Origin of the sequence: Corynebacterium intestinale (genome assembly GCF_023574125.1) — a bacterium.
Lineage (GTDB): Bacteria > Actinomycetota > Actinomycetes > Mycobacteriales > Mycobacteriaceae > Corynebacterium > Corynebacterium hesseae.
Window position 1 is genome coordinate 94,112 of record NZ_JAMKFF010000003.1, and the last position, 23,968, is coordinate 118,079.

General features: G+C 63.2%; 24 protein-coding genes and 1 riboswitch. Of the genes, 8 read left to right on the plus strand and 16 right to left on the minus strand.

Annotated features, from left to right (window positions below; translation table 11 throughout):
* Window positions 1-64 precede the first annotated feature (64 nt).
* The gene (gene tsf, locus M5J06_RS05015) at window positions 65-877 is read right to left on the minus strand and encodes a translation elongation factor Ts (protein ID WP_070596900.1); all 813 of its coding nucleotides are present in this window, start codon (window positions 875-877) and stop codon (window positions 65-67) included.
* A 255-nt stretch (window positions 878-1,132) separates the two neighbouring features.
* A complete protein-coding gene (gene rpsB / locus M5J06_RS05020; protein ID WP_070533169.1) occupies window positions 1,133-1,960 on the minus strand; it encodes a 30S ribosomal protein S2 in 828 nt (275 codons plus the stop codon).
* Between the two features lie 393 nt (window positions 1,961-2,353).
* Between rpsB and M5J06_RS05025 the strand changes: the two genes are divergently transcribed.
* Window positions 2,354-2,860: a M23 family metallopeptidase gene (locus M5J06_RS05025; RefSeq protein ID WP_070686156.1), complete on the plus strand. Its 507-nt coding sequence runs from the start codon at window positions 2,354-2,356 to the stop codon at window positions 2,858-2,860.
* Here the strand turns inward: M5J06_RS05025 and M5J06_RS05030 are convergent.
* The 9 genes from M5J06_RS05030 to rplS form a co-directional block, all read right to left on the minus strand.
* Window positions 2,823-3,734: a tyrosine recombinase XerC gene (locus M5J06_RS05030; protein WP_250224124.1), complete on the minus strand. Its 912-nt coding sequence runs from the start codon at window positions 3,732-3,734 to the stop codon at window positions 2,823-2,825. The genes M5J06_RS05025 and M5J06_RS05030 overlap by 38 nt on opposite strands.
* 15 nt (window positions 3,735-3,749) lie before the next feature.
* A complete protein-coding gene (gene dprA / locus M5J06_RS05035; RefSeq protein ID WP_250224125.1) occupies window positions 3,750-4,928 on the minus strand; it encodes a DNA-processing protein DprA in 1,179 nt (392 codons plus the stop codon).
* Window positions 4,925-6,448 (minus strand): YifB family Mg chelatase-like AAA ATPase, encoded by a 1,524-nt coding sequence (locus tag M5J06_RS05040; protein ID WP_143334949.1) that lies wholly within the window; start codon window positions 6,446-6,448, stop codon window positions 4,925-4,927. The genes dprA and M5J06_RS05040 overlap by 4 nt, the downstream gene beginning before the upstream one ends.
* Window positions 6,435-6,872: a YraN family protein gene (locus tag M5J06_RS05045; RefSeq protein ID WP_193633942.1), complete on the minus strand. Its 438-nt coding sequence runs from the start codon at window positions 6,870-6,872 to the stop codon at window positions 6,435-6,437. The genes M5J06_RS05040 and M5J06_RS05045 overlap by 14 nt, the downstream gene beginning before the upstream one ends.
* Before the next feature lie 221 nt (window positions 6,873-7,093).
* A complete protein-coding gene (locus tag M5J06_RS05050) occupies window positions 7,094-7,399 on the minus strand; it encodes a DUF2469 domain-containing protein (protein WP_005528899.1) in 306 nt (101 codons plus the stop codon).
* A gap of 87 nt (window positions 7,400-7,486) precedes the next feature.
* Window positions 7,487-8,137: a ribonuclease HII gene (locus M5J06_RS05055; RefSeq protein WP_250224174.1), complete on the minus strand. Its 651-nt coding sequence runs from the start codon at window positions 8,135-8,137 to the stop codon at window positions 7,487-7,489.
* On the minus strand, window positions 8,134-8,835 hold the full coding sequence (gene lepB / locus M5J06_RS05060) for a signal peptidase I (protein WP_070596893.1): 702 nt from the start codon (window positions 8,833-8,835) through the stop codon (window positions 8,134-8,136). The genes M5J06_RS05055 and lepB (M5J06_RS05060) overlap by 4 nt, the downstream gene beginning before the upstream one ends.
* The gene (gene lepB, locus M5J06_RS05065) at window positions 8,813-9,508 is read right to left on the minus strand and encodes a signal peptidase I (protein ID WP_227485687.1); all 696 of its coding nucleotides are present in this window, start codon (window positions 9,506-9,508) and stop codon (window positions 8,813-8,815) included. Before lepB (M5J06_RS05065) ends, lepB (M5J06_RS05060) begins: the two co-directional genes overlap by 23 nt.
* 229 nt (window positions 9,509-9,737) lie before the next feature.
* Entirely contained in the window at window positions 9,738-10,082 is a 345-nt protein-coding gene (rplS, locus tag M5J06_RS05070) for a 50S ribosomal protein L19 (protein ID WP_250224126.1), read from the minus strand.
* A 173-nt stretch (window positions 10,083-10,255) separates the two neighbouring features.
* Window positions 10,256-10,370, plus strand: a riboswitch (TPP riboswitch).
* Here rplS and thiC point away from each other — a divergent pair.
* From thiC to M5J06_RS05100, 6 genes are all read left to right on the plus strand, one after another.
* Window positions 10,366-12,168: a phosphomethylpyrimidine synthase ThiC gene (thiC, locus tag M5J06_RS05075; protein ID WP_193629158.1), complete on the plus strand. Its 1,803-nt coding sequence runs from the start codon at window positions 10,366-10,368 to the stop codon at window positions 12,166-12,168. Its footprint overlaps the riboswitch before it by 5 nt.
* Window positions 12,161-12,811 carry a thiamine phosphate synthase gene (locus tag M5J06_RS05080; RefSeq protein ID WP_250224127.1) on the plus strand — a complete coding sequence of 217 codons (651 nt, stop codon included), beginning with the start codon at window positions 12,161-12,163 and terminating at the stop codon, window positions 12,809-12,811. Before thiC ends, M5J06_RS05080 begins: the two co-directional genes overlap by 8 nt.
* Window positions 12,808-13,953 carry a glycine oxidase ThiO gene (thiO, locus tag M5J06_RS05085; protein ID WP_250224128.1) on the plus strand — a complete coding sequence of 382 codons (1,146 nt, stop codon included), beginning with the start codon at window positions 12,808-12,810 and terminating at the stop codon, window positions 13,951-13,953. The genes M5J06_RS05080 and thiO overlap by 4 nt, the downstream gene beginning before the upstream one ends.
* Window positions 13,950-14,147, plus strand: a complete 198-nt coding sequence (thiS, locus tag M5J06_RS05090; protein WP_250224129.1) for a sulfur carrier protein ThiS — start codon at window positions 13,950-13,952, stop codon at window positions 14,145-14,147. Before thiO ends, thiS begins: the two co-directional genes overlap by 4 nt.
* A 7-nt stretch (window positions 14,148-14,154) precedes the next feature.
* A complete protein-coding gene (locus M5J06_RS05095; protein WP_250224130.1) occupies window positions 14,155-14,934 on the plus strand; it encodes a thiazole synthase in 780 nt (259 codons plus the stop codon).
* A 25-nt stretch (window positions 14,935-14,959) separates the two neighbouring features.
* Window positions 14,960-16,018, plus strand: coding sequence for a ThiF family adenylyltransferase (locus M5J06_RS05100; protein ID WP_250224131.1), 1,059 nt, complete (start codon window positions 14,960-14,962; stop codon window positions 16,016-16,018).
* On the opposite strand, the gene M5J06_RS05105 is transcribed toward M5J06_RS05100, so the two are convergent.
* Window positions 16,015-18,204, minus strand: a complete 2,190-nt coding sequence (locus M5J06_RS05105; RefSeq protein WP_250224132.1) for a YhgE/Pip domain-containing protein — start codon at window positions 18,202-18,204, stop codon at window positions 16,015-16,017. The two genes, M5J06_RS05100 and M5J06_RS05105, sit on opposite strands and share 4 nt — an antisense overlap.
* A gap of 332 nt (window positions 18,205-18,536) precedes the next feature.
* Between M5J06_RS05105 and M5J06_RS05110 the strand changes: the two genes are divergently transcribed.
* Complete coding sequence (locus M5J06_RS05110; protein ID WP_070533202.1) at window positions 18,537-19,673, plus strand: HNH endonuclease signature motif containing protein; 1,137 nt, start codon at window positions 18,537-18,539, stop codon at window positions 19,671-19,673.
* Between the two features lie 214 nt (window positions 19,674-19,887).
* Here M5J06_RS05110 and M5J06_RS05115 read toward each other — a convergent pair whose 3' ends face one another.
* From M5J06_RS05115 to rimM, 4 genes are read right to left on the minus strand one after another with little or no spacing between them, the layout of a single operon-like run.
* Window positions 19,888-22,191: a Tex family protein gene (locus M5J06_RS05115; protein ID WP_250224133.1), complete on the minus strand. Its 2,304-nt coding sequence runs from the start codon at window positions 22,189-22,191 to the stop codon at window positions 19,888-19,890.
* Window positions 22,192-22,231: 40 nt separating this feature from the next.
* Entirely contained in the window at window positions 22,232-22,600 is a 369-nt protein-coding gene (locus tag M5J06_RS05120) for a hypothetical protein (RefSeq protein WP_070533206.1), read from the minus strand.
* A 1-nt stretch (window position 22,601) separates the two neighbouring features.
* Window positions 22,602-23,444: a tRNA (guanosine(37)-N1)-methyltransferase TrmD gene (gene trmD, locus M5J06_RS05125; RefSeq protein ID WP_070520021.1), complete on the minus strand. Its 843-nt coding sequence runs from the start codon at window positions 23,442-23,444 to the stop codon at window positions 22,602-22,604.
* Complete coding sequence (rimM, locus tag M5J06_RS05130; RefSeq protein ID WP_144675209.1) at window positions 23,441-23,941, minus strand: ribosome maturation factor RimM; 501 nt, start codon at window positions 23,939-23,941, stop codon at window positions 23,441-23,443. The genes trmD and rimM overlap by 4 nt, the downstream gene beginning before the upstream one ends.
* Between the last annotated feature and the right edge of the window lie 27 nt (window positions 23,942-23,968).

The following is a 23,968-nucleotide window of genomic DNA, read 5'->3' on the forward strand; positions in this document are numbered from 1 at the left end:
GAGGAGGAGGGAGAAACCGCAGCTACGGCTCAATGCGCTTAGGCTGCGAAAGCTCTAGTAAAGCTTAGGCGCCAACCTCGTAGCGGATGAAACCGGTGATGGTGGTGCCGGCCTCGTCTGCGACCTGCTTGACGGTCTTCTTGGAGTCAGACAGAGCTGCCTGCTCAAGCAGAACCACAGACTTGTAGAAGCCATTGAGACGGCCTTCCACGATCTTCGGCAGGGCTGCCTCCGGCTTGCCCTCCTCGCGGGTGGTGGCCTCAGCGATCTCGCGCTCCTTCTCAACGACCTCAGCCGGAACGTCCTCGCGGGTGAGGTACTCGGCGTTCATAGCCGCAATCTGCAATGCCACTGCGTGAGCGCCTTCTGCGTTGCCCTCGTAGGAGACCAGGACACCCACTGCCGGCGGCAGGTCAGCGGAACGCTGGTGCAGGTAGACAGCAACGTTGTCGCCCTCGATGGTGACTGCGCGGCGGGCCTGCAGCTTCTCGCCGGTCTTTGCGGACTCTTCGTCAACGATCTCAGAGACCTTCTTGCCGTCGATCTCCAGGTTGTTGAGCTCCTCACCGGAGTTGACCTTGGCCTCACCGGCAGCCTCAGCGATCTTGGCGGCAAAAGCCTTGAAAGCCTCGTTCTTAGCCACGAAGTCGGTCTCACAGTTGATCTCGACCATCGTGTTGCCGGAAACGGCGATCAGGCCCTCGGTGGCCTCACGCTCGGCGCGCTTGGACACGTTCTTTGCGCCCTTGATGCGCAGGTACTCAACGGCCTTGTCGTAGTCACCCTGGGACTCTTCGAGAGCCTTCTTGCAATCGAGCATGCCGGAGCCGGTGGCCTCACGCAATGCCTTTACGTCTGCAGCAGTGTAATTCGCCATAGTTGGAGCGATCCTCCTTGGAATTGAACGGTATTCGTTGAAACAGCGTAGCGGAATCACTACCACCACGTCGCGTTGAGGGGGTGCTAGTTTTTCGCCAGCTCCCCCAGCGAAGAATCTGTAGAACCTTCAGCGTGGTGTTTTCAACCCTTTAATGTGTCACGCGCCTTAGCACGCTAAGAAAACACGTGAGAAAAAGCCCCCATCGCCGCGGACACTGTGGGCCGTGCGGTACGGGGGCTTAAGGTGTGCAGATTACTCTGCGGACTTCTCAGCGTCCTCAGACTTCTCTGCGGAAGCCGGGTCAGACGCAGCGGCGGCCTCAGCGGCGTCGCGGGCGTCCTTCTCAGCGCTGTCGCCGGCGGCCTCCTTAGCCTGAGCCAGCTGGCGCTCCTCGCGAGCCTTCTTGCCCTCTTCCACAGCGGTGGCGATGATGCCGGAGAGCAGCTTGGTAGCGCGGATGGCGTCGTCGTTACCCGGAATCGGGAAGTCAACCTCATCCGGATCACAGTTGGTGTCCAGGATGGCGACGACCGGGATGTTCAGCTTCTGGGCTTCCTTGACCGCGATGTGCTCCTTGTTGGTGTCAACGATCCACAGTGCGGACGGAGCCTTGGTCATATCGGAGATACCGCCCAGGACGCGCTCCAGCTTGGTGCGCTCACGGGTCAGCATCAGAACTTCCTTCTTGGTGCGGCCCTTGTAGCCGTCCTCAGCCGCGTCCATAGCCTGCAGCTCCTTCATGCGCTTCAGGCGCTTGGAGACAGTCTGGAAGTTGGTGAGCATACCGCCGAGCCAGCGGTGGTTAACGTAGGGCATTCCCACGCGGGTTGCCTCTTCAGCAACGGCTTCCTGAGCCTGCTTCTTGGTACCAACGAAGAGGATGGTGCCGCCGTGTGCGACGGTTTCCTTAACGAACTCGAAGGCCTCATCGATGTAGGTCAGCGTCTGCTGCAGGTCGATGATGTAGATGCCGTTACGGTCGGTGAAGATGAAGCGCTTCATCTTCGGGTTCCAGCGACGGGTCTGGTGACCGAAGTGGACGCCAGCGTCGAGGAGCTCGCGCATGGTTACGACTGCCATGTTTCGCTCGCTTTCTATATGTTGTTTCGGTTTTGCAAAAATTGTGCGGTGTTTTATTCCGCACCCTAGCAACGAAGGCCCTGGTCAACACCCCACTATTGCGGGGACCACGTCAACCACAGACTGCCTCTTCCTTAACCCAGGAAGCGGCTGCTTCGCCGCGCGTAGTCAATCCATGCGCCAGCCTTTAGGCCTGAGCACAGACTGCTGTGGGCTAGCTTAGTACTGCACACACGGTGATTCCAAACGACGGGCTTGTTTTATCTCAGCAGGATTGTTGATGACTCTACGGTCTTCTCCCCTGCCGCAACAGTGGCCTCTTCTTTAACAGGTTATCCACAACAGCGGCTGCGCCTCTTCTCTGAAGTGGCGTCAGCGCGCAGGCTTGGAGGCATGCGTCACCGTCTTCTTTATGTATCCGTCTTGCTGTGTGCTTGGGCCGCGCTTGTCGACGTCCCCCTAGCCGCCGCTTACGTCGACCCCACCACCGGGGAACCCGTTGCTTCGCGTGTTTTGCGCGGCTTCGAGCCTCCCGAAAAGCGCTGGATGGCGGGCCACCGCGGTGTCGATCTGGACCTGCCTGTCGGCGGGGTGGTCCTCGCGGCCGGCGATGGCGTCGTATATTTCGCCGGTTCGATCGCGGGCAAACCGGCCCTATCGATTGCCCATGGGAACGGCCTGCGCACGACCTATCAACCAGTGTTTGCGCGGGTCAAGAAAGGTGACCGGGTACAGGAAGGAGACGTGATTGGCACCCTCGCCCCGTCCGTGGACGGCTATCCGGGACTGCATTGGGGCGCGATTGAAGGACGCGAGGACTACATCAATCCGCTGGACTTGCTTGGGGAACCTGTCATTCGCCTCAAGCCCGTGGGTGGGCGCGGGCGTAGACGTCCTTAAGCCGCTGGGCGGAGACGTGCGTGTAGACCTGCGTGGTCTGTAATGAAGAGTGCCCGAGCAGCTCCTGGACAATACGCAAATCCGCTCCGCCCTCGAGCAGATGCGTTGCCGCCGAGTGGCGCAATCCGTGCGGGGTCAAACCCGGCGTTCCCGTCACTTGCGCGGCGCGCTCGACAACACGGCGGACTTGGCGGGGGTCGATACGCCCGCCGCGGGTGCCCACGAACACCGCCTCCGTATCACCCGCAAGCTGGGGACGGCCCGTTTCCAACCAGGCACAAAGCGCATCGTGAGCTGCATCCCCGAACGGGACGACGCGCTGTTTATTGCCCTTACCTGTGACGCGGGCAGTACGCCGGGACACATCGATATCCCCGATGTTGAGACCGACGAGCTCAGCCACGCGCACACCGGTGGCGTAGAGGAATTCGAGCATGGCGCTATCGCGCAGGAAATGGATCTCATCGGCGGAGACGGCATTGCCCATCAGCTCCCCCGCCGCTGAAGGCGACATCACCGTCGGCAAGTGTTTACCCACCTTGGGCGTGGCCAGACGCTGCGCCACATCAGTTTTTAAATAGCCTTCACGCGCAGCCCATGTGGAAAAAGCGCGCACCGCGGCGGTGCGGCGCGCCAGCGTGGAGCGGGATTTGCCCTCGGAAACGGCGTGGGCCAACCATTCGCGCAGGGAATTCAATGTGAACGCTGAGAAGTCCGGGACCTCCGTCGCCAGCAAGCGCAGGTCGGAGCAATAGCCGCGAACGGTCGCGTCGGAACGGCCGCGGACGATGCGCTGGTATTCCGCGAAGTCTTCGATCGCCTCGTCCAGCTGTCCGCCCACGTGCCGCTCACCGCTACCACTTACACCACTCATGTCTCATGAGTGTACTCAGGTGCGCTGCCACATCGCTCCCGAGCGAGTAATCACGCCCATCTTCTGCATCGCCACGAGTAGGTGAATGGTCAACGCCACCCGCATACCCGCGGCCGCCGCGATGTCCTCAGCGCTCGCGCCTTCCTCCGCGCTTTCCGGTGGAGTGGAGTCATACACCCGAAGCTCATTGCGGGACAGGCGCTGCACAGCAGTCGGCTGAAACTCGAGCTCATACTGCCCCACCACATCTACCTCTCCTGCTTTGCCGACCAACCCCCGAACTTCATCCGCAGACGCCACCAATTGGGCGCGCCCATCCTGAATTCGTTGATGACACCCCAAGGAACCAGATGTCGTAATGGGCCCCGGTACGGCCATGGCAACCCTGCCCAGCGCTTCCGCCCAATTCAGCGTGTTAAGAGCACCAGAGCGGAACCCCGCTTCGACCACCACAGTGCCGCTCGTCATCGCCGCCACGAGGCGGTTACGGGATAAGAAGCGGAATCGCTGTGGCCGCGTGCCCGGCGCGAACTCAGACACGATGCATCCTTTCTCGGCGATTCTGTCAAAGAGTTTCGCATTTCGCGCTGGGTAAGAGATATCGATGCCGCAGGCCGCCACAGCGACGGTCAGTCCGCCCGCATCGAGGGCTGCTTCATGGACCGCCGTATCAACACCCACCGCTCCGCCGGACACCGCTGTCCATTGATGAGCCGCAAGGCCACCCGCTAAGAGTGACGCAGCCTCCCAGCCATACCTGCTCACCGCGCGCGTGCCCACGAGGGCCACAGATTGAGATACCGCTTCGCGCAGGTTTCCACCGCGTACCCACAGACTGTGCGGTGGAACTGCTTGGTCATCAAACGTTGCCGGGGCATCAACCACCCCTTGATGATAGAAACCGAAGGCACGGGAGAACTCTTCCCTGGGCCACTCAGCGTCCGTGGGCGTAATAAGCCGAGCGCCTTCCGCATCTGCTACAGCCAGGTCTTCGTCTTGCCGCAGCCACTCACGCCGCGAAGCCGTGGCTTGCCGCAAGGGCCCAATCCAATCCTCTCCTTTGTAGATTCCCCGAGCAATCTCCTCAGCCGAGTATTGGGTCAACAGCCCGTGAAGAGTTGGTGAAGGCCCCTCCACCACGCGATTGAGATAGGCCCACGTATGCCGGCTACTCGATAGATTGAGCTCACTCATGCCGCCAGCCTTTCGATCGTTCCAGCCCCGCGGAGATCCAGCGCCCGGCTGACGTGCTCGAGCTCAGGGCGAGATGAGCCGTCGAGGTCTGCCAGCGTCCAGGCTAGGCGCAGAACACGGTCGACCCCACGCTGGCTCAGCTCCCCTTCAGCCAGGTAAGCGGCGAGCATGATCATCGCAGACTCCGCCGCGGGGCGGTGGCGCCGCAAATATGAAGCCGGAACTGCTCCATTGACCACGCTTCCCAACCCGTCACCCTCCCAGCGCGCCTTCATGCGTTCCCGGGCTGCGGCCACGCGCTGGGCGATGACCTCGGAGGTCTCTTCCCCTTCCGCTTGGAGCACCGCTGATTGCCCCGACAGGGACACGATGATGTCGAGGCGGTCCCGCAGCGGCCCCGACAAATTGGACAAGTAGTTCATCCTGTCTGATACGCGGCACTCGCAACGCGCCGGTTCTTCGGCTCCACACCGGCAGGGATTCGCAGCCAGCACTAGTTGGAATTGGGCGGGAAAGATAACCTCCCGGCTAGCCCGCGTCAGGCGCACCTGTCCCTCTTCCAAGGGGGCGCGCAAACTATCGAGTACCTGCGCAGGCACCTCACTGACCTCATCGAGGAAGAGCACGCCATGGTGCGCCAAGCTCACTGCTCCTGGCCGTGGGCGCCCTGAGCCGCCACCGATCAGCGCGGCCCTCGTTACCGAAGCGTGCGGCGCAATGAACGGAGCCCGTGAGATTGCGGTGCCGACGGCTCCCGCCACCGAGTGGATGGCCGTGGCTTCCACTGCTTGCTCTGTGCTCAGGCGCGGCAGAATCCCCGGCAAGCGCGAGGCAATCATCGACTTACCGGAGCCGGGTGGACCCACCATCATCACGTGGTGGCCGCCGGCAGCGGCAACTTCCGCCGCCCACTTGGCTTCCTTCTGGCCTGCCACCTCGCTGAAATCGGCGACTTGCTCGCACGCAGGCGCTGCCGTATGCGCAATGAGGTGCGCGTCCGGCAGGCAATCACTCCCGCACGCCCACGCAAAAGCATCCCACAGCGTTTCGGCCACGAGTACCGTTATGCCGGACACCAATGCTGCTTCCGCTGCGTTTCCCACCGGAATGATCAGGGTGTCATAGCCCTGTGAACGCGCAGCCAGAATGGCAGGGATGATGCCGGAGACCGGGCGTACCTGCCCGTCCAGACCCAGCTCGCCAAGGACTAGCGCCCCGCTAAGACGACTTTTCTCCGCCTGGCCTGCTCCTAGAATTGCCAAGGCCATCGGCAGATCAAAGTGCGCCCCTGCTTTAGGCAGCGAGGCCGGTGACATGGACACCACCACCTTCGTCTTGGGCCACGGCAAGTGCGAATTGCTTACCGCAGTACGGATGCGATCCCGCGACTCTGAGATTGCGGCATCCCCCAGCCCCACCACGTGAACCCCCGGCAGCCCGGGGCCAACGTTGGCCTCCACCGTGACCACCCGGGCCAGGACCCCATCCAGCGCTATCGTGTCGCACCTACCGAGAGCCATGATCGACTCCCTGGAAGTAGTCCACCTCAAACGCCTCCCCCGACTTCGCCCCGGTGGCTACCAGCCCGAGAACGTCGAAACGGACCTTGTTCAACGCCTGCCCTTCACTCCGCGCGGCGCTCAGCCACTGCGCGGCCGCCTTGCGCAGGCGCGCTAGCTTGCGTGGGGTTACCGCTTCCGCGACGCCGAAGTTGCGGTTTGCCCGAGTCTTTACTTCGCAAAAGACAATGGTCCCATCGGGTTCACGCACGACGAGATCGAGCTCGCCCACACGGTAGTGGACGTTCGCAGCGATGACCTGCGCCCCGCGCGCACGATAAAAGTCAGCGGCGAATTTCTCCCCCGCTTTTCCCAGTGCATCCGCCGGGCGGATGGTCTGGCCCACTGTCGGTGAATGCAAAGTGGTTGCTAGATTTCTTGTCACTATGGTGCTCCTTGGAATTGAACGTGTACACAACACGCCGCAAGCACGACACAAGACAATTCCCGTGCCGCACACCCCCTTACGGCACTTCCAGAACACCCCATTAACTGCGTTGTGGCGAGGACTTAATGCCTCGCCACCGCAAATCTGTGGATAACTAGTCCGGGGTCACCAACATGACGTTCCCCACCCACTTATATCTAGATCACTTACCTAGAGCTCTATTCCGGTAGGACAAAATCCGGCTTGTCCAACTCCTCAATATTGACGTCCTTGTAGGTGATTACACGGACGTAGCGCACAAAACGCGCCGAGCGGTACATATCCCAGACCCAAGCATCAGACATGCGGACCTCGTAGTAGACGTCCGGACCCGACGTATGCGGGATAAGCTCCACAGCGTTGGCCAGATAAAACCTACGTTCAGTCTCCACTACATAGGAGAATTGGCTGACCACATCGCGGTATTCGCGGTACAGCGACAGCTCGACTTCAGCCTCGTAGTTATCGAGTTCCTCAGCGCTCACGGTGTGCTTCTCCTTCGCTCACAATTACCCGGATTCACGGTGTCACAGAATCAGCACCAGCTTAGTTCCCGCGTCCTGAATAAGGCTTCAGGCGCGCGCGAGGAATCGCGCATGTGCGTCAGCTACATTGCGATAGCTCATGCGGTGCTCAGGAGTCGCCCCCAGCCGGGCGATAGCTTCCTGATGTACTGCCGTGCCATAGCCCTTATGGCTTTCCAAGGCATATCCCGGGTACTGCTTGGCCAGCTCCATCATCAGGTGATCACGGGACACCTTGGCCAGGACACTTGCCGCGGCGATGCATCGCGCGGCGGTATCCCCACCGATGATCGGCAGCTGCGGGGCGGGCAGGCCGGGGACGAAGAGGGCGTCGCTTAGCACGTAGCCCGGGCGGACCCCCAGTCGTGCCACCGCCCGGCGCATCCCCGACACATTCGCGTGTTGGATGCCAAAGGTATCGATGTCCTTCGCCCCCACGTGCACCACCGACCACGCTAACGCGCGGCGTTTAATCAGCGGCTCCAGCTTTTCCCGAGCCGCCGGCGTGAGCTTCTTCGAATCATCAAGCCGTTCCAAGCCGGGCAGGATGCGCTCCGGCAAGATGCACGCGGCAATGGTCACTGGCCCGCAGCATGCCCCGCGCCCAGCTTCATCCACCCCTGCAACTGGACCGAGCCCTGCATTGGAGAGCGCGACCTCATAGGTTCTCTTCTGTTTCAATCGGCGCATAGCGGTTATAACGGCATGTCGTCGATAGTCTGCGCACGGCTGACCGGAACCACCACGGCAGCGACCTTGCCGCGCACGTTCTCAACAGGAACTGTGCCTTGCAGGTTGTCCCCGAGGTGCGCGCGCGAATCCAAGGAGTTCGTGCGGTTATCCCCCATCACCCACAGATGGCCTTCCGGGACGGTAACCGGGCCGAAGTAGGCGCCGCCACAGGCTTGCGATCCCACTCGTTCATCAATCGGAATCTCCGGCGGATCCAGAACGAAGTCCTGGTTAGTGGGCTTGCCATCCACCATGACGGCCGGATCCCCTTCCTGACACGACACGGTCTGGCCACCTGTAGCGATGACGCGTTTGACCAGGATGTTGTCGCCATTAGGCACCAACCCCACAACGGCGCCAATGTTTTGCAGTCCGCGCACCACTACATTGCGGGACCGCTTGACCTCAAAAGACGTGTTCCACGAATCCGGACCGGCAAAGACTACAACCTCTCCGGGGCGCGGATCACTGAAGTAATAGCTCACCTTCTGCACGGCAATGCGGTCATTCGTGCACCCCGGGCAGCCATGCAGGGTGGGTTCCATGGAGGAAGACGGGATGAGATACATCCGCCCCACTAAAGCCTGAATTAGCGCCAGCACCACGAAGGTGAGTGCTAGCGCCGTGAGGACATCGCGGCCCCTAGGACTGGATGTCCGGGTCATCGACTCCACCAATGCGGTTGAAGGGGAAGAAGATGAACATGACCTTGCCGCGGACGTTCTCCAGCGGGATCGTTCCTTGGTACTGATCCTGCATGTGATAGCGCGAATCCGCGGAAGCCGTGCGGTTATCTCCCATCACCCAGATATTGCCCTCTGGCACGGTCACGGGGCCAAAATACGCGCCGCCACAGGCGTAAGAACCGGTGGTCTCATCAACGCGATACGTCGGCGGGTCCTGCACATAGTCCTGTTCGATGGGCTTGCCATCCACCATGACCGCAGGATCTCCCTCCTGGCAGGACACAGTCTGGCCTCCGGTAGCAACAACACGCTTGACCAGGGTGTTCTCATCAGGTGGGGTGAGCGAAACGTAGCTCAGCGCGTCCTGAATTCGGTGGATGACCGGGTTGTCGGAACGCGGCGATACCCAATTCCTGTCCCAGTCCGGCGTTCCTTTGAACACCACGACATCACCGGGCTCTGGGTTCTTGTCGCCGTAATAGGAGACCTTTTCGGTAAAAATGCGGTCATTATTGCAGCCTTCGCAGCCATGCAAGGTCGGCTCCATCGACCCTGATGGAATGACGTACTGCCGGCCCACAAAGTTTTGGAAAACACCAACGACCGCAAGCACGGAAACCACCACCAGTGCGGTCTCCAGCAACCAAGGCATCTGCTTCTTTTCCTCAGCTGGGGGTGCTGCGCTTTCCGACGCCTCTTTCCCCACGCCCTGGGAACCTTCAGTAATGTCGTTTTCTTTTTCCACGGGCTAAATCCTAGCAATGCGCGCCGACATCCCGGTATGCGGCTCGGCCGGAGGCTGCTGAAAGCACAAAGCCCTCCGCCTTACCCACAAGAATCGGTGTGGAAGCGAAGGGCTGAGGGCTACAGAGCAGCTAGAACTAGCGGCGCTCCTTGATGCGGGCCTTCTTGCCGCGCAGGTCGCGCAGGTAGTACAGCTTGGCGCGGCGAACGCGGCCGCGGCGGACTACCCCGATGGAGGCAATGTTCGGGGAGTGAACCGGGAAGGTACGCTCAACGCCGATGCCGAAGGAAACCTTACGCACGGTGAAGGTCTCGCGGATGCCAGCGCCCTGACGGCGGATGCAGACACCCTTGAAGAGCTGGGTACGCTCGGTGGAGCCCTCGATCACCTTGACGTTGACGTCAAGGGTATCGCCCGGGCGGAAGGACGGGATATCGTCGCGCAGCGAAGCTGCATCGACCTTGTCAATGAGGTTTGCCATTGGTGTTTTCCTTTTCAGTTTAAGACAGAGGACCCTGGCGCCACCTCGCGGCGGCTGACCGGTTCGTGCCTATTACACAGAACATCGCTATCTTTCCATACCCCACCCCCGCAGAACAAATTGTGCCAAACGCCTGACATCTCCTCGTTGCGGGCTCTAAGGTGGGTGGCGCACTGATACCCCACGGGTGCCCACGGGAAGTGGGCTGAGAGTGGCGCTGATACCGCGCCTGCACCGTTTGAACCTGTCTGGTTAGCACCAGCGAAGGAAGAGAGGAGCAGCCATGACGGCTACTCATACCCCCATTCACAATTCTGACTCCGGCGAGATCCACCCCAAGCACTCCTACTCCCCCATCCGGGAGCACGGCCTCGAGGTACCCGAGACCGAGATTCAGTTGGATGATTCCCCCACCGGCCCCAACGAACCTTTCCGCGTGTACCGCACCCGTGGCCCGGAGTGTGAACCTGAGGTGGGCCTGCCGGCACTGCGCGCAGAATGGATTGCCGAGCGCGGCGATGTAGAGCCCTACGAAGGCCGCGCCCGCAACCTCGCCGATGATGGCCGCTCCGCCGAGCGCCGCGGTGCCGCTTCCCAGGAGTGGAAGGGTGAGCGTCGCCAGCCGCTGCGTGCGAAGGAGGGCAAGCGTGTCACCCAGATGCATTACGCGCGCCAAGGCATCATCACCAAGGAGATGGAGTTCGTGGCCCTGCGCGAGCACTGCGACCCGGAGTTTGTGCGCTCCGAAATCGCGCGTGGCCGCGCTATCCTGCCCAATAACGTGAATCACCCGGAGTCGGAGCCGATGATTATCGGCCGGAAGTTCCTGACCAAGATCAACGCCAACATCGGCAACTCCGCGGTGACATCCTCCATTGCGGAAGAGGTGTCGAAGCTGCGCTGGGCCACGCGCTGGGGCGCGGATACCGTCATGGACCTCTCCACCGGCGATGACATCCACACCACGCGCGAGTGGATCCTGCGCAACTCGCCGGTGCCCATCGGCACCGTGCCCATCTACCAGGCGCTGGAGAAGGTCAACGGCGTAGCTGAGGACCTGACGTGGGAGATTTTCCGAGACACCGTCATCGAGCAGTGCGAGCAGGGCGTGGACTACATGACCATCCACGCCGGCGTCCTGCTTCCGTATATCCCGCTGACCACGGACCGCGTCACCGGCATCGTCTCCCGCGGCGGCTCCATCATGGCGGGCTGGTGCCTGGCACACCACAAGGAGTCCTTCCTCTACGAGAACTTCGATGAGCTGTGTGAGATTTTCGCGCGCTACGACGTCGCCTTCTCCTTGGGCGATGGCCTGCGCCCCGGCTCGCTGGCGGATGCCAACGACACCGCCCAATTCGCTGAGCTCAAGACCATCGGTGAGCTCACCCGGCGCGCCTGGGAGTATGACGTTCAGGTCATGGTGGAGGGCCCGGGCCACGTCCCGCTCAACATGGTTCAGGAAAACAATGAGCTGGAGCAGGACTGGGCTTCGGACGCTCCCTTCTACACGCTAGGCCCACTGGTCACCGATATTGCCCCGGGCTATGACCACATCACCTCCGCCATTGGCGCGGCGCACATCGCCATGGGAGGAACGGCCATGTTGTGCTACGTCACCCCGAAGGAGCACTTGGGCCTGCCCAACCGCGATGATGTCAAGACCGGCGTGATTACCTATAAGCTCGCCGCCCATGCGGCCGATGTGGCCAAGGGCCACCCAGGGGCACGCGCCTGGGATGATGCGATGAGCAAGGCCCGCTTCGAGTTCCGCTGGCACGATCAGTTCGCGCTTTCCCTCGACCCGGACACCGCGCAGGCCTACCACGATGAGACCCTGCCCGCGGAGCCGGCGAAGACCGCACATTTCTGTTCCATGTGCGGGCCGAAGTTCTGTTCCATGCGCATCAGCCAGGACATCCGGGATACCTTCTCCGATTCGCTAGGGATGCCAAGCTTCCCGGGTAAGGGAGCCATCGATCCGGAGGTCGTGGCAGCTGCCCGCGCGGGCGAGAAGCAGATGTCGGAGGAGTTCAAGGCCCAGGGCTCACAGCTCTATCAGGAAGAAGAGACCGCACATGCCTGATCTTCGCTGCTACTTCGTCACGGGCGCGGGCTCGCATGAGGACGTCGTGCGCATCGCTGCCGCAGCGGCGCGCGGCGGCGCCGGGGTGGTACAGGTGCGCTCCAAGCCGATTTCCGCCCGCGGCCTCTTCCACTTGGGCCGTGACGTAGCCCGCACGGTGGCCGAGGCCAACCCAGAAACGCGCGTGCTTATCGACGACCGCGTCGACGTCGCCGCCGCCCTCCGCCACGCCGGCGAGCCGGTGCACGGCGTGCATATCGGCCAGGATGATCTGCCCGTGGCCGCTACCCGCGCGCTCCTCGGGCCGGACGCGATTATCGGGCTGACCACCGGCACGCGCGAGTTAGTCGAGGCCGCCAATGAGGTAGCAGACCTGATTGATTACATCGGCTGCGGCCCGTTCCGCGCCACGCCGACGAAGGACTCCGGCCGCACCCCGTTGGGACTTGATGCCTACCCGGATTTGGTGAAGCTCTCCCGCGTACCGCTCGTGGCCATCGGGGATGTCACCGCCAACGATGCACCCGATCTTGCGGCAACCGGCGTGGCCGGCCTAGCTGTCGTGCGCGGCATCATGCATGCCGATGACCCGGAAGCCTATTGCCGCAAGCTGCTGTCCGGCTTCGATGAAGGTGCGCGATGAGTACTAGCTCTGATTCTTCCGTCATCATCGTCGGCGCGGGTGTCATTGGCCTGGCCACCGCGGTGGAACTGGCCGCGCGGGGCCACGAGGTCACGGTGCTGGATCCGGCGCCAGCCTCCGGGGCTACCCACTTCGCCGGCGGCATGCTCGCCCCCGCCGCGGAGGTGGTCTACCAGCAGGATCCGCTCTTCCCGCTCATGCGCGCCTCCGGCGCGTGGTACCCGGAGCTCATCGATCTGGTCGCCGCACACACAGAGGTGCCTACCGGCTACCGTGCCGAGGGAACGCTCGTCGTCGCCGCCGATCGCGCGGATGCCCAGCACCTCACCGAGCTGGCCGAGTATCAATCCCTCCACGGCATGGAGGTCGAGCGCATCACCGTGCGCGAAGCCCGGCGCGCGGAACCATTACTGTCCCCGCGTCTGGCCGGTGCCGTCAGCATCCCGGGCGACACGCAGATCTTCCCCCGCCAATGGGCGGCTGCACTGCTAAGCGCGGCCCAAGGACTCGGCGTGCGTTTCTTCCGTACGGCGGCCCAATCGATTGATGCTGCAACGGGAGTGGTCACCACGGCCGTCGGCGACTTCGAAGCAGAACAGGTTGTGCTCGCAGCCGGACTAGGCGCGCGCGACATCGAGTGGGCTGACTCTGCGGGGCTTGAACAGTCCCCGCTGCACCTGCGCCCGGTGTACGGCGATATCCTGCGCCTGCGGGTTCCGGATCACCTGCAGCCGCTGCTGACCCGCGTGGTGCGCGGCTTCGTGGAGGACCGCCCCATCTACCTCATCCCGCGCGGCGATGGCACCCTCGCCGTCGGCGCTACGACCCGCGAGGATTCCCTGTCCTCAGCGCAGGCCGGAGGCGTCTACGCGCTGCTTCGCGACGCCATCCGCGTCCTCCCCGCCGTCGAAGAATGCGAGTTCCTCGAGGCCAGCGCGGGGGCTCGCCCCGGCACCCCGGATGACCTTCCTTATCTTGGCCGCGTCAGCGAGCGGCTCGTCATCTCTACCGGCTATTTCCGCCATGGCATCCTGCTCACGGCACTGGCCGCGCGCTGTGCCCGCGAGCTCATCGAAGGAACCGATCCCAGCATCGATCTCGCGGCCTGTAACCCATTGCGACACCTCAAGGAGCAACAATGATCCTCATCCTCAACGGCCAGCCCTATGACACGGCGGCCGATACCGTCGCCCAGCTGCTCAAGGAAAAGGACATCGCTCCTGACGGCACTGCGGTGGCCGTGGCCGAACAGGTCATCCCCCGCTCGCAATGGGACACCACCCCACTCACCGAAGGCGCGGCCGTGGAAATCCTCACCGCAGTCCAAGGAGGCTAGAAGCTACATGCTCACTATCGCCGATACCACCTTTTCCTCCCACCTCATCATGGGCACCGGTGGCGCCACGAGCCACGAAGCCTTGGAACGCGCGCTCGTCGCCTCCGGGACCGAGCTGACCGCCGTGGCCATGCGCCGCCACGCTGGCACCAAGAGCGGTGAGAGCGTCTTCGATCTGCTGCGCCGCCTGGACATCGCTCCACTGCCCAATACCGCCGGGTGTCGCACGGCCCGCGAGGCCGTGCTTACCGCCCGCATGGCCCGCGAAGCTCTGGGCACCACGTGGGTCAAGGTCGAGGTCATCGCCGACGAACACACGCTACTTCCCGACGTCCTCGAAACCCTCGACGCCACCGAACTGCTTGCCGCCGAGGGGTTTACCGTGCTGGCCTATACCAGCGACGATCCCGTGGCTGCCCAACGCCTCGAGGATGCTGGCGCCGCGGCCGTCATGCCGCTCGGCGCCCCCATCGGCACCGGTCTGGGCATCCTCAACCCGCACAACCTCGAGCTCATTTGTTCGCGCGCCTCGGTGCCCGTGCTTGTCGACGCCGGCATCGGCACCGCCTCCGACGCCGCCCTCGCCATGGAGCTCGGCTGCTCCGGCGTGCTGCTCGCCAGCGCGGTCAACCGCTGCCAGAACCCGGAAGCGATGGCCACCGCCATGCGCCACGCCGTCGAAGCCGGCAGACTTGCCCGAAGTGCAGGGCGCATCCCGCAGCGCGAGCACGCCCAGGCTTCCTCCACCTTCGAAGGTCTGGCCAGCTGGGCGGACCAGGTCCTATAGCCCACTGCTTAAAAGGACAGACATCATGCTCAGCGAAACCGAACGCGCCCGGACCGCGCGCCAACGCCTCCTGCCCGGCTTCGGCGATGCGGCCCAGGAGCGGCTTCATGCCGCGCACGTGCTCGTCGTCGGCGCCGGCGGGCTGGGCTGCCCGGCTATCCAACAGCTCGCCGCAGGAGGCATCGGGCGCATCACTCTTATTGATTCCGATAGCGTCGATATCAGCAACCTGCACAGGCAGGTGCTGTTTGGTGCGGGGGACGTCGGCAAGCCCAAGGCGGAAGTAGCCGCCGCGCGCGCCCGCGACCTTTCCCCCGAGCTCACCATCACCGCGCTTAAGGAACGCCTCGATTCGTCCAACGTCCTCGACCTGTGTACCGAGGCTGACCTCGTCCTCGACGGATCCGATACCTTCGACACGAAATACCTCGTCGCCGATGCCTGCGAACTCACCTCTACCCCGCTGGCCTGGGGTACCGTGCTGCGCTACGACGGGCAAGCCGCGCTGTGGCACTCCGGGAAAGACTCCGCCGACGGGCGCGGGGTGGGCTTGCGCGATCTCTTCCCCGCCCCACCCAGCGGCGAGGCGCTCGAGTGCTCGACGGCCGGGGTGCTGGGTGCAACGACTTCGGTGATCGCAGGGCTCATGGTCACCGCGGCGGTCGCCACGCTCGGCGCACTCCCGGATCATCGAGACATGATCGGGCGCGTAACCTCCTACGACGCGCTCCCCGGAAGCTTCCGCACGCTGCGGGTAGGTGCCGATCCCGACCGCCCCCTCGTTACTGCCCTACCTGCCCGGCACATCCTGCCGCCGGAACTTGTCACCGGCCACGCTGCCCTCCTTGATATCTCCGAGGACCCCGGCTTTCCTCGTGCCACGATAACGCTGCCCTGGCATACCGTCACCGATGATGATTCCGTGCGCCGAGCGCTTTCAGCCTGCGGCTCCGAATTGATCTACGTGGCCTGTCCTTCCGGCGGGCGCAGCGCTGGCTTTATCCTGCGCTACGCCGATCTGGCCGCGGACATGGGCATCGAACTGCGCAACCTCCCCGGCGGGCTCGCAGCACACGACTTCTAGGCGCCGGCCACCGCCGGCGCGCGGAAGAGGTGCTCGTCGAGGATGCGCGCCGTGCCGTGGTGGCGGGCGCGGAACACCACGCAGGAGGCCACCAGTGCCAGGGCGGTCACGATGAACAGCACCGCGATGCCCGCCCAGAAGGTGCCATCGTGGATGCCGTCGGTGGCTCGGGTAAAGGCATTCTTTGCATAGGACATCGGGTGGAAAGGATGCAGCAAACTCAGCGGCCGCGGAATAGCCGCCACCGGCCACACGCCGCCGAAGACCATGACGCCTAAGGCAAAAGCACCGACGGCGAAGACGGCACCAATCTTGCGGCCGAAGGTTACGAGGAAGAACTGGTAGGTCGCCGCGCCGACGGCGGCAATCGCTGCGATGACGAGCAGCATCATCGGCCAGCTGGCGGGGCTCCAGCCCATGGTGGAGGACATCAGACCCATAAAGGCCAAGACCAGGAAGTTCAGGCCCGCCACCACCCCGAAGGCTGCGAGGATGCCGCGCACCGGGCTCGTAGCGGACTCCCCGCGGCGGCCCAGGTAATACGGCAGCGTCATCGCCAGGAGCAACATCACGAGGAAGCCGAAGACCAGCACGAAGAGTAGCGAGGCGCCGCCAGTGATGTTCTTCTCGGTCGGGTCAACCGGGCTGACCACCGTCTGTACTGGGTGGAGGTTAGAGGAGGTGAAGTTGATGGGCACGGCCATGTTCTGCGCCGACGTATCCGGCTGGGTGATGGAGGGGGCTTTGGCGGCGCCGTCGGCAAGCTTGGTGGCCAATTCATTGGAGCCGGCCTTGAGCTGGTCCATACCATCCTTGAGCTCCGTGCCGCCGGCAGCCAGCTGGCCCGTGCCGTCCTTCAGCGTGCCGGTGCCCTCATGCAGGCGGGATGCTCCGTCCTGCAGCTGGGCGGCACCGTTGCTCAGCTCGACAACTCCTGCCCGCAACTGCTGCGATCCATCGGACAAGCGGTGCGCGCCGTCATTGAGGGCCATCATGCCGCCCAGGTACTCCGAGTTGGGATCGGACAGGTTGTAATAGAGCTGGCCGGTGCCGGCGGAAAGCTTCTCCAGTTGCGCCACCATGTTTCCGCTGGCGGCCGGGTCGAGCTTGGACACCAGGGAATAGAGTTGATCGGCTTGTTGGTGCATGCCGAGGCCGCGGAGGACGTCGACAAGCTGCAGCAGCGCCGGGGCCACAACCTGCGCCTGCTTGAGCACCGGGATGAGCATCCCGGTGAGCTGATTGACACCGCCATCGATCTGACCCGCGCCATCCGCCAGGCGGCCGGTGCCGGCGAGTAGTTTGTCGGAGCCGTCGGCAAGCTGGGCGGCGCCATCATCCAGCTGCGCGGCACCGCCGCTCAAGCGCCCCACGCCCTCGTTGAGACGGGTCGTGCCGTCGAGCAGCTGACCAGTACCGTTGTTGAGATCGCCCGCGCCGGCGTCCAGCTTGGCAATTCCCTCGACCGCTCGCCCGCCGCCTTCCTGCAGCTTGCCCGCGCCCTCGTCGAGCCGGCCCGCGCCCTCAGCCGCGGTTCCCAGGCCATCGCTGAGTTTATTCAGCCCCTCGATGACCTGATCGGCATACTTCTTGGAAATCGCGTTCTCCACGCTGGTCTGCACCTGCGGGATGAGGCTGGAGGAAATCACCGAGCCATTCGTGCCGTAGTAATCATTGGTGGCGAAGTGAATCTCCGGCTTGACCGGTTTATCGCTGATGATGGTGACGGCCTGCTCCGAGAAGTTCTTCGGGATGGTCACGACCATGAGGTACTTGCCCTTGAGCAGCCCCTCATCACCGTCCGCCTTGTTGACCTCGGCAAAGTTCAGGTACTGCGTCTCCATCAGGCCTTCCACGACCTGATCACCGTAGTTGGTGTAGGTGCCCTGCTTCTCGACGCCCGCGTCCTCATTCACCACCGCCAAGTCAATGTTGCGCATGTACTTGGAGGGGTCCCACATGGCCCACATCATGGTGCCCGCGATGACGATGGGTGCTACGAGAAGGAAGACGATGAGCACGCGCGACAAGGTACTCGTGGGGCGCCAATCGAGGACGCGGTGCCATCCCATGGCCTCGCTGTCGTGGCCTGCCGCGCTCTGGGTAGCAGCACTCCCCTCATTTACCAGACTGGGCGAAGCGCTATTCGCGTCTGCTTCCCGGTTGGATTCAGCCTCACGGCTCATGTCCGCCTCCTTAGCGCGATGGTTGAGGTCCGCTTTTATTCGTTTATCCAGCCTTTTAAGCTAGACACGCAAACGTGAGCGAGGCCACTAGGTCATTTGTTTCAACAAACATACCACCGAATAAGTTGACATTGTGAACTTATAGCTATTCGTCGCGTTGCGCCGCGCTGCGCACCACCTGAATTACATCACCCCGCACTCCCTTGTGACGGGCGAGCGAGTGCATTCGAATCGGGCTTTCACCCGGCAAGCCCCTGTCCTTTACTGTCTGTAGGCAGGGCGTTTCCTTCTCCGGTTGCGGGATGGGCTAACCCGCTTTATTCTCTGTGCACATGGGGGATATTGAAACCTACATCCGCCTTCGCAACTCGGGGATTGCGCTGGTGGAAGCAGCAACCAGCACGCCCGAAAGCTTGCGCGCGCTGGGCGCCTCACACGGCGATGCGGCGGAGCTGGCGTCGCTTCATGCCATCTATTTCGGCGATACCCGCTTCACAGGTAGGCAGCGCACAGCCCGCCAGGCGGCTCAACGCCAAGGCCACGACCTGGCCACGCTGAGCCTGATTGAGTCTTACACCGCGAAGCTGAAGAAGCAGGTTGACGTCTGGAATTTACGCGTTGCGCTCGCATCCACGCCTTCAGAGCGGGTTTCTTCAGTGGCGGCGCAGCGTTTGAAGGAACTCAAACCGAAACGCGTGCCGTCGCCAGGTGTGCGGCTGACTTACCGCAAGAACGGCCCGCACTCGCTCACGGTGACTGATTCCGCGCTCAACATTTCCACCATGCGCAGCACCCTGGAGTCCATTAACCCCACCGACCTCCTGGACGCCACCCGCCAGGTCTTCTTTAAAGAAGGCACAGGCTCGCGGCCGGCGGTGGGAACAAACGTCGTGATAACACTCGACGAGCTCGACAAGATCATCCGCCACGACGGCGATGACATCGAGCTCGAGCTCACCAACGGCGGGCGCATGAGCGGCGCGGAGTTTCTGACCTACAAATTCGCCGAGACTGGCTACGCCACACTGGTCCACCCCACCATCGGCCCGGTGTGGCTGCACCGGCTTTCGCGCTTTGCCAGCCTCGAGCAGCGCATCATGGCCAGCGCGGAGCACCCCACCTGCGCGATCGAAGACTGCAACAAGCCAGCCGATTACTGCCAAGTCCACCACATCGTCCCCTGGCAAGCGGGCGGGGAAACCAATCCGCCCAACCTCACCATGCTGTGTGCCTACCACAACGGCATTAACGACGATGACCCCACCAGCCCGACCGGCAGAGGCTATGTCTTTCGGCTGAAGGGACCGGTTGATTACATCCCGCCCTGGGGAACGCCGATTACCGCGCAGCCGGCCTACCAAGAGGCCTTGAACCGACAGGCCACGAGCCCGACGGGCGCTCCCCCAAGCCAACCACCTGACCCGCCGGACATACACCCATCGCCACCCAGCACTGCGCCGCCCGGATAATCTACGCGGCAGCTTAGCCGTGCACGTCCACACGCCGGACTCAGCTCGGCGCCACGCGGAAACCTCAACATTCATGAGGCCTTCCGTGCCTTCGGCGATCGCTTCATCCCACATGTTTGTCCAACCCACCGTCCGTACAGAAAGCCGCTGAAAACTCACGAACCCCCCAACCGTTTGAACAGTCAGGGGTTTGTGGCGCGTAACTAGGTGCGCTTTAGAAGCCGGCCTTCTTGAGGGCATCGGCCATCGAGCCACCGCCGCCGCGGTCCGCGCGGCCACGCCCACCGTCGCGGCGGGAGTTGCGACGGTCGGAGCGGCCGCCGCGCCCCTCGGAACGCCCACCGCTGTTGCGGCGCTTGGGGGCGGGCTGGCCGGGTTCATCGTCAAGCCGCAGCGACAAGCCAATGCGCTGGCGCTCCACGTCGACTTCCATAACCTTCACCTTCACCACCTGGCCCGAGCGGACCACATCGTGCGGGTCGGAGACGAACTTGTGGCTCATCGCGGACACATGCACAAGCCCGTCTTGGTGCACGCCAACGTCGATGAAGGCACCAAAGGCCGCAACGTTGGTCACGGTGCCCTCCAGAATCATCCCCGGCTTCAAGTCCGAGACCTTGTCCACACCTTCCTTGAAGGTAGCCGTCTTGAACTCCGGACGCGGGTCGCGGCCCGGCTTATCCAGCTCCGCGATGATATCCGTCACCGTCGGAACACCAAAGGTCTCGTCAGCGAAGTCTGCCGGCGACAGCTTCGACAACACGCGCGAATTGCCGATGAGCTCCGAAACCCCCAGACCGGTCTTCTCCGCAATGCGCGCCACCACCGGGTAGGCCTCCGGGTGCACTGCCGAAGCATCGAGTGGATCCTTGCCACCATTGATGCGCAAGAAGCCCGTGGACTGCTCAAAAGCCTTCGGGCCCAAGCGCGGCACCTTCTTCAGCTCCTTGCGCGAAGCAAACGTGCCGTTTTCATCGCGGTAGGCCACGATGTTGGCCGCAATCGTGGAGTTCACTCCGGCCACGCGCTCCAGCAGCGGGGCCGACGCCGTGTTCAGGTCCACGCCGACGCCGTTGACGGCATCTTCCACCACGCCATCGAGCGTGCGGGCGAGCGCGACCTGGTTAACGTCGTGCTGGTACTGCCCCACGCCAATCGCCTTCGGGTCAATCTTCACCAGCTCCGCCAGCGGGTCCTGGAGGCGGCGCGCGATCGAAACGGCGCCGCGCAGGGAGACGTCCATGTCAGGGAATTCATCGGCCGCCAACTGGGAGGCCGAATACACCGACGCGCCAGCCTCGGAGACCACCACCGGCGTGGGGCGAGCACCGCCGGCCTGCGCGATGAGGTCAGCGACCTCACCCGCCAGCTTCTCCGTCTCACGCGATGCGGTTCCGTTGCCGATCGCCATGAGGTCCACCGAATGGGCAGCGCTTAGCGACGCCAACTCCCTCACTGCCTCAGCCCACTTCTGCTGCGGCTGGTGCGGATAGACAATCGTGGTGGCCAGGACCTTGCCCGTCGGGTCAACGACCGCGCACTTGACGCCATTGCGGTATCCCGGGTCTAGGCCCAGCGTCGCGCGCTGGCCGGCCGGGGCGGCCAGAAGAACGTCGCGCAGGTTTGTCGCGAAGACCTTGAGTGCGCCTTCCTCCGCCTTCTCTTTCAGGCGCATGCGCACGTCCAGCCCGGAAGAGATGGAAAGCTTGGTGCGCCAGCCCCAGTGGACGGCGTCGGCAAGCCAGCGGGAGGTAGACACGTCCAGGTCGAAGCGATCTGCGATCATGCCCTCGTACATGGCGTCATCGCCGGCGTCGAGGTTGAGGTGCAGCACGCCCTCGCTTTCGCCGCGCAGCAGCGCCAAAATGCGGTGCGAGGGGAGCTTCTCGAAAGGCTCAGAGAACTCGAAGTAGTCCTTGAACTTCGCGCCCTCGGTTTCCTTACCCTCGACCACGCCAGCGTTCATGGAACCGCTGGTGTACATGCGCTCGCGCACCTCGCCCACCAGATCCGCATCCAGTGCGAAGCGGTCCACCAGAATGGCGCGGGCGCCGTCGAGGGCCTTCTTCGTTTCCTCGAAACCTTCGGTGAGATACTCCCCCGCCAGCTCGGTCGGGTCCGCCGAGGGGTCCTCGATGAGCTTGTCCGTCAGCGGCTCCAGTCCTGCCTCGCGCGCGATATCCGCCTTGGTCTTGCGGCGCTTCTTATACGGCAGGTACAGATCCTCCAGGCGCGCCTTGGTCTCGCAGCCCTGGATCAGTGCGCGCAGCTCATCGGTGAGCTTGCCCTGTTCCTCAATCGCGGCGAGCACCGTTTCCTTGCGCTCTTCCAGCTCGCGCAGGTACGTCGAGCGTTCCTCGATGATACGCAGCTGGGAGTCATCCAGCCCGCCGGTGGCTTCCTTGCGGTAACGGGCAATAAACGGGACGGTATTGCCCTCCGCCATGAGTTTCAGGGCGGCGTCAACGTGTGTTTCTTTGACGCCCAGCTCTCCGGCGATGGTGGCTGCGATATTCACAAAACCTCTTTTTGGTCGGGGACTAAAAGACCTTCCTACCCTATACCCCGCCCTGCCACGCGCAGGAAGTACCCAACCCAAACTCGGTGTGGCCGATTTCGGAGGTGCCGTACCACAGCGTGTGCGGCGGCAAGCAGTCCGCGACGGCCGCGGTGACTTTGGTCAACGGCAGCTCAGAGGAGCCGTTGACGATGACCCTCCACACGTGCTCACCCACCGGCGGCTGGCCGTGTTTATCCATGTACTCGTTGACCAGGATATTGTCGGGCTCGCAGGTAAAGGAGATGATCTCTGCGTTGATATCGAGCGGCTCGACGCCGCCTTCGCGCAGGCGCTGCGGCATATCTTTGAGAACCTTATCCCATTCGGCTTCGGTCATAAGTATTGACAAGTCAGTGCTGATGTCCATCTCATTCCTCCTTCAAGGATTCCACGTACGCGCGGTCGGCATCGCTCAGGTCCGCCGCGTCCAGCAGCTCCGGGCGGCGCTTCCATGTCCGAGCCAGCGACTGCTCGCGACGCCACCGGTCCACCTTGGCATGATCCCCGGAAGTCAGTACATCCGGAACCGCCAGGCCGCGCCACTCCCGCGGTTTGGTGTAACTCGGCCCTTCCAGCAAGCCATCGGAAAAGGAGTCCTCCTCGTGCGAGCGCCGGTTCCCCAACACCCCGGGGATAAGGCGCACCACAGCTTCAGCAATGACCAGCACGGCTACCTCGCCGCCGATGAGCACGTAATCGCCGATGGACACCTCGCGCACGCGGTAGCGCTGCGCGGCATCCTCGACGACGCGCTGGTCGATGCCCTCGTAGCGCCCACACGCGAACACGATGTGTTCCTCGGTAGACCACGCCCGGGCATCGGCCTGAGTAAAGGGCGTTCCGGCAGGTGTCGGCACGATGAGCAGCGGCTTATCCGAACCCTCGCTTTCACCATAGGAGCGCGCCTCGACGCCATGGATATCGTCGTGGCGCGGCTTGCTCAGGTGCGGCAGCGCGCTTTGGAGGTCCTGGGTGGAGGCGGTGCCGGAGGAGACGTCGTCAAGCGCCGGCCCCCACACCTCAGGCTTCATGACCATTCCTGGGCCGCCCCCGTAGGGTGAGTCATCGACGGATTTGTGCACGTCGGTGGCCCACTGGCGCAGATCATGCACCCCCACCGCGAGCTTTCCCTGCTCGATGGCCTTGCCCAGCAGCGCGTGGCGCAGCGGGTCGAGGTACTCCGGAAAAATGGTGAGAACGTCTATCCTCATAGGTCGAGCAACCCCTCCGGCGGGGTGATGGTGCAGGTCCCGGCCTCCAGATCGACTTCGGGCACGATCTGCTCAACGAAGGGGACCAACGCCTCTTTGCCATCGGTGAGCGTGACCTCCAGAAGGGACTGCGTGGGACCGTGCGTCACGCCGGTCACCTCGCCCACGTCTGAGCCGTCGAGAATGACGCGCAGACCTTCCAGTTCGTGGTCATAGAAGCCGTCATCCTCGGGATCATCCAAAGGTTCGGCGAAGAACTGGGTGCCGCGCAGGGAATCCGCGGCCGTGCGGTCTGGGATTTCCTTGAAGGTGATGAGCAGGCGCCCTTTATGAGCGCGCACCGCCGCGATGGTGAGCTCGTGTTCTTTCTTGCCTTGTTTGCCGTGGAGAACCTCGCCGACGGCGAAACGGGTCTCGGGGGAATCGGTGGTCACCTCGACGGAGACCTCGCCTTTAATGCCGTGGGATTTCACCACGCGACCAATGAGTAGTTCCATGACTGCTAGCTTAACGGGCTACGCTGG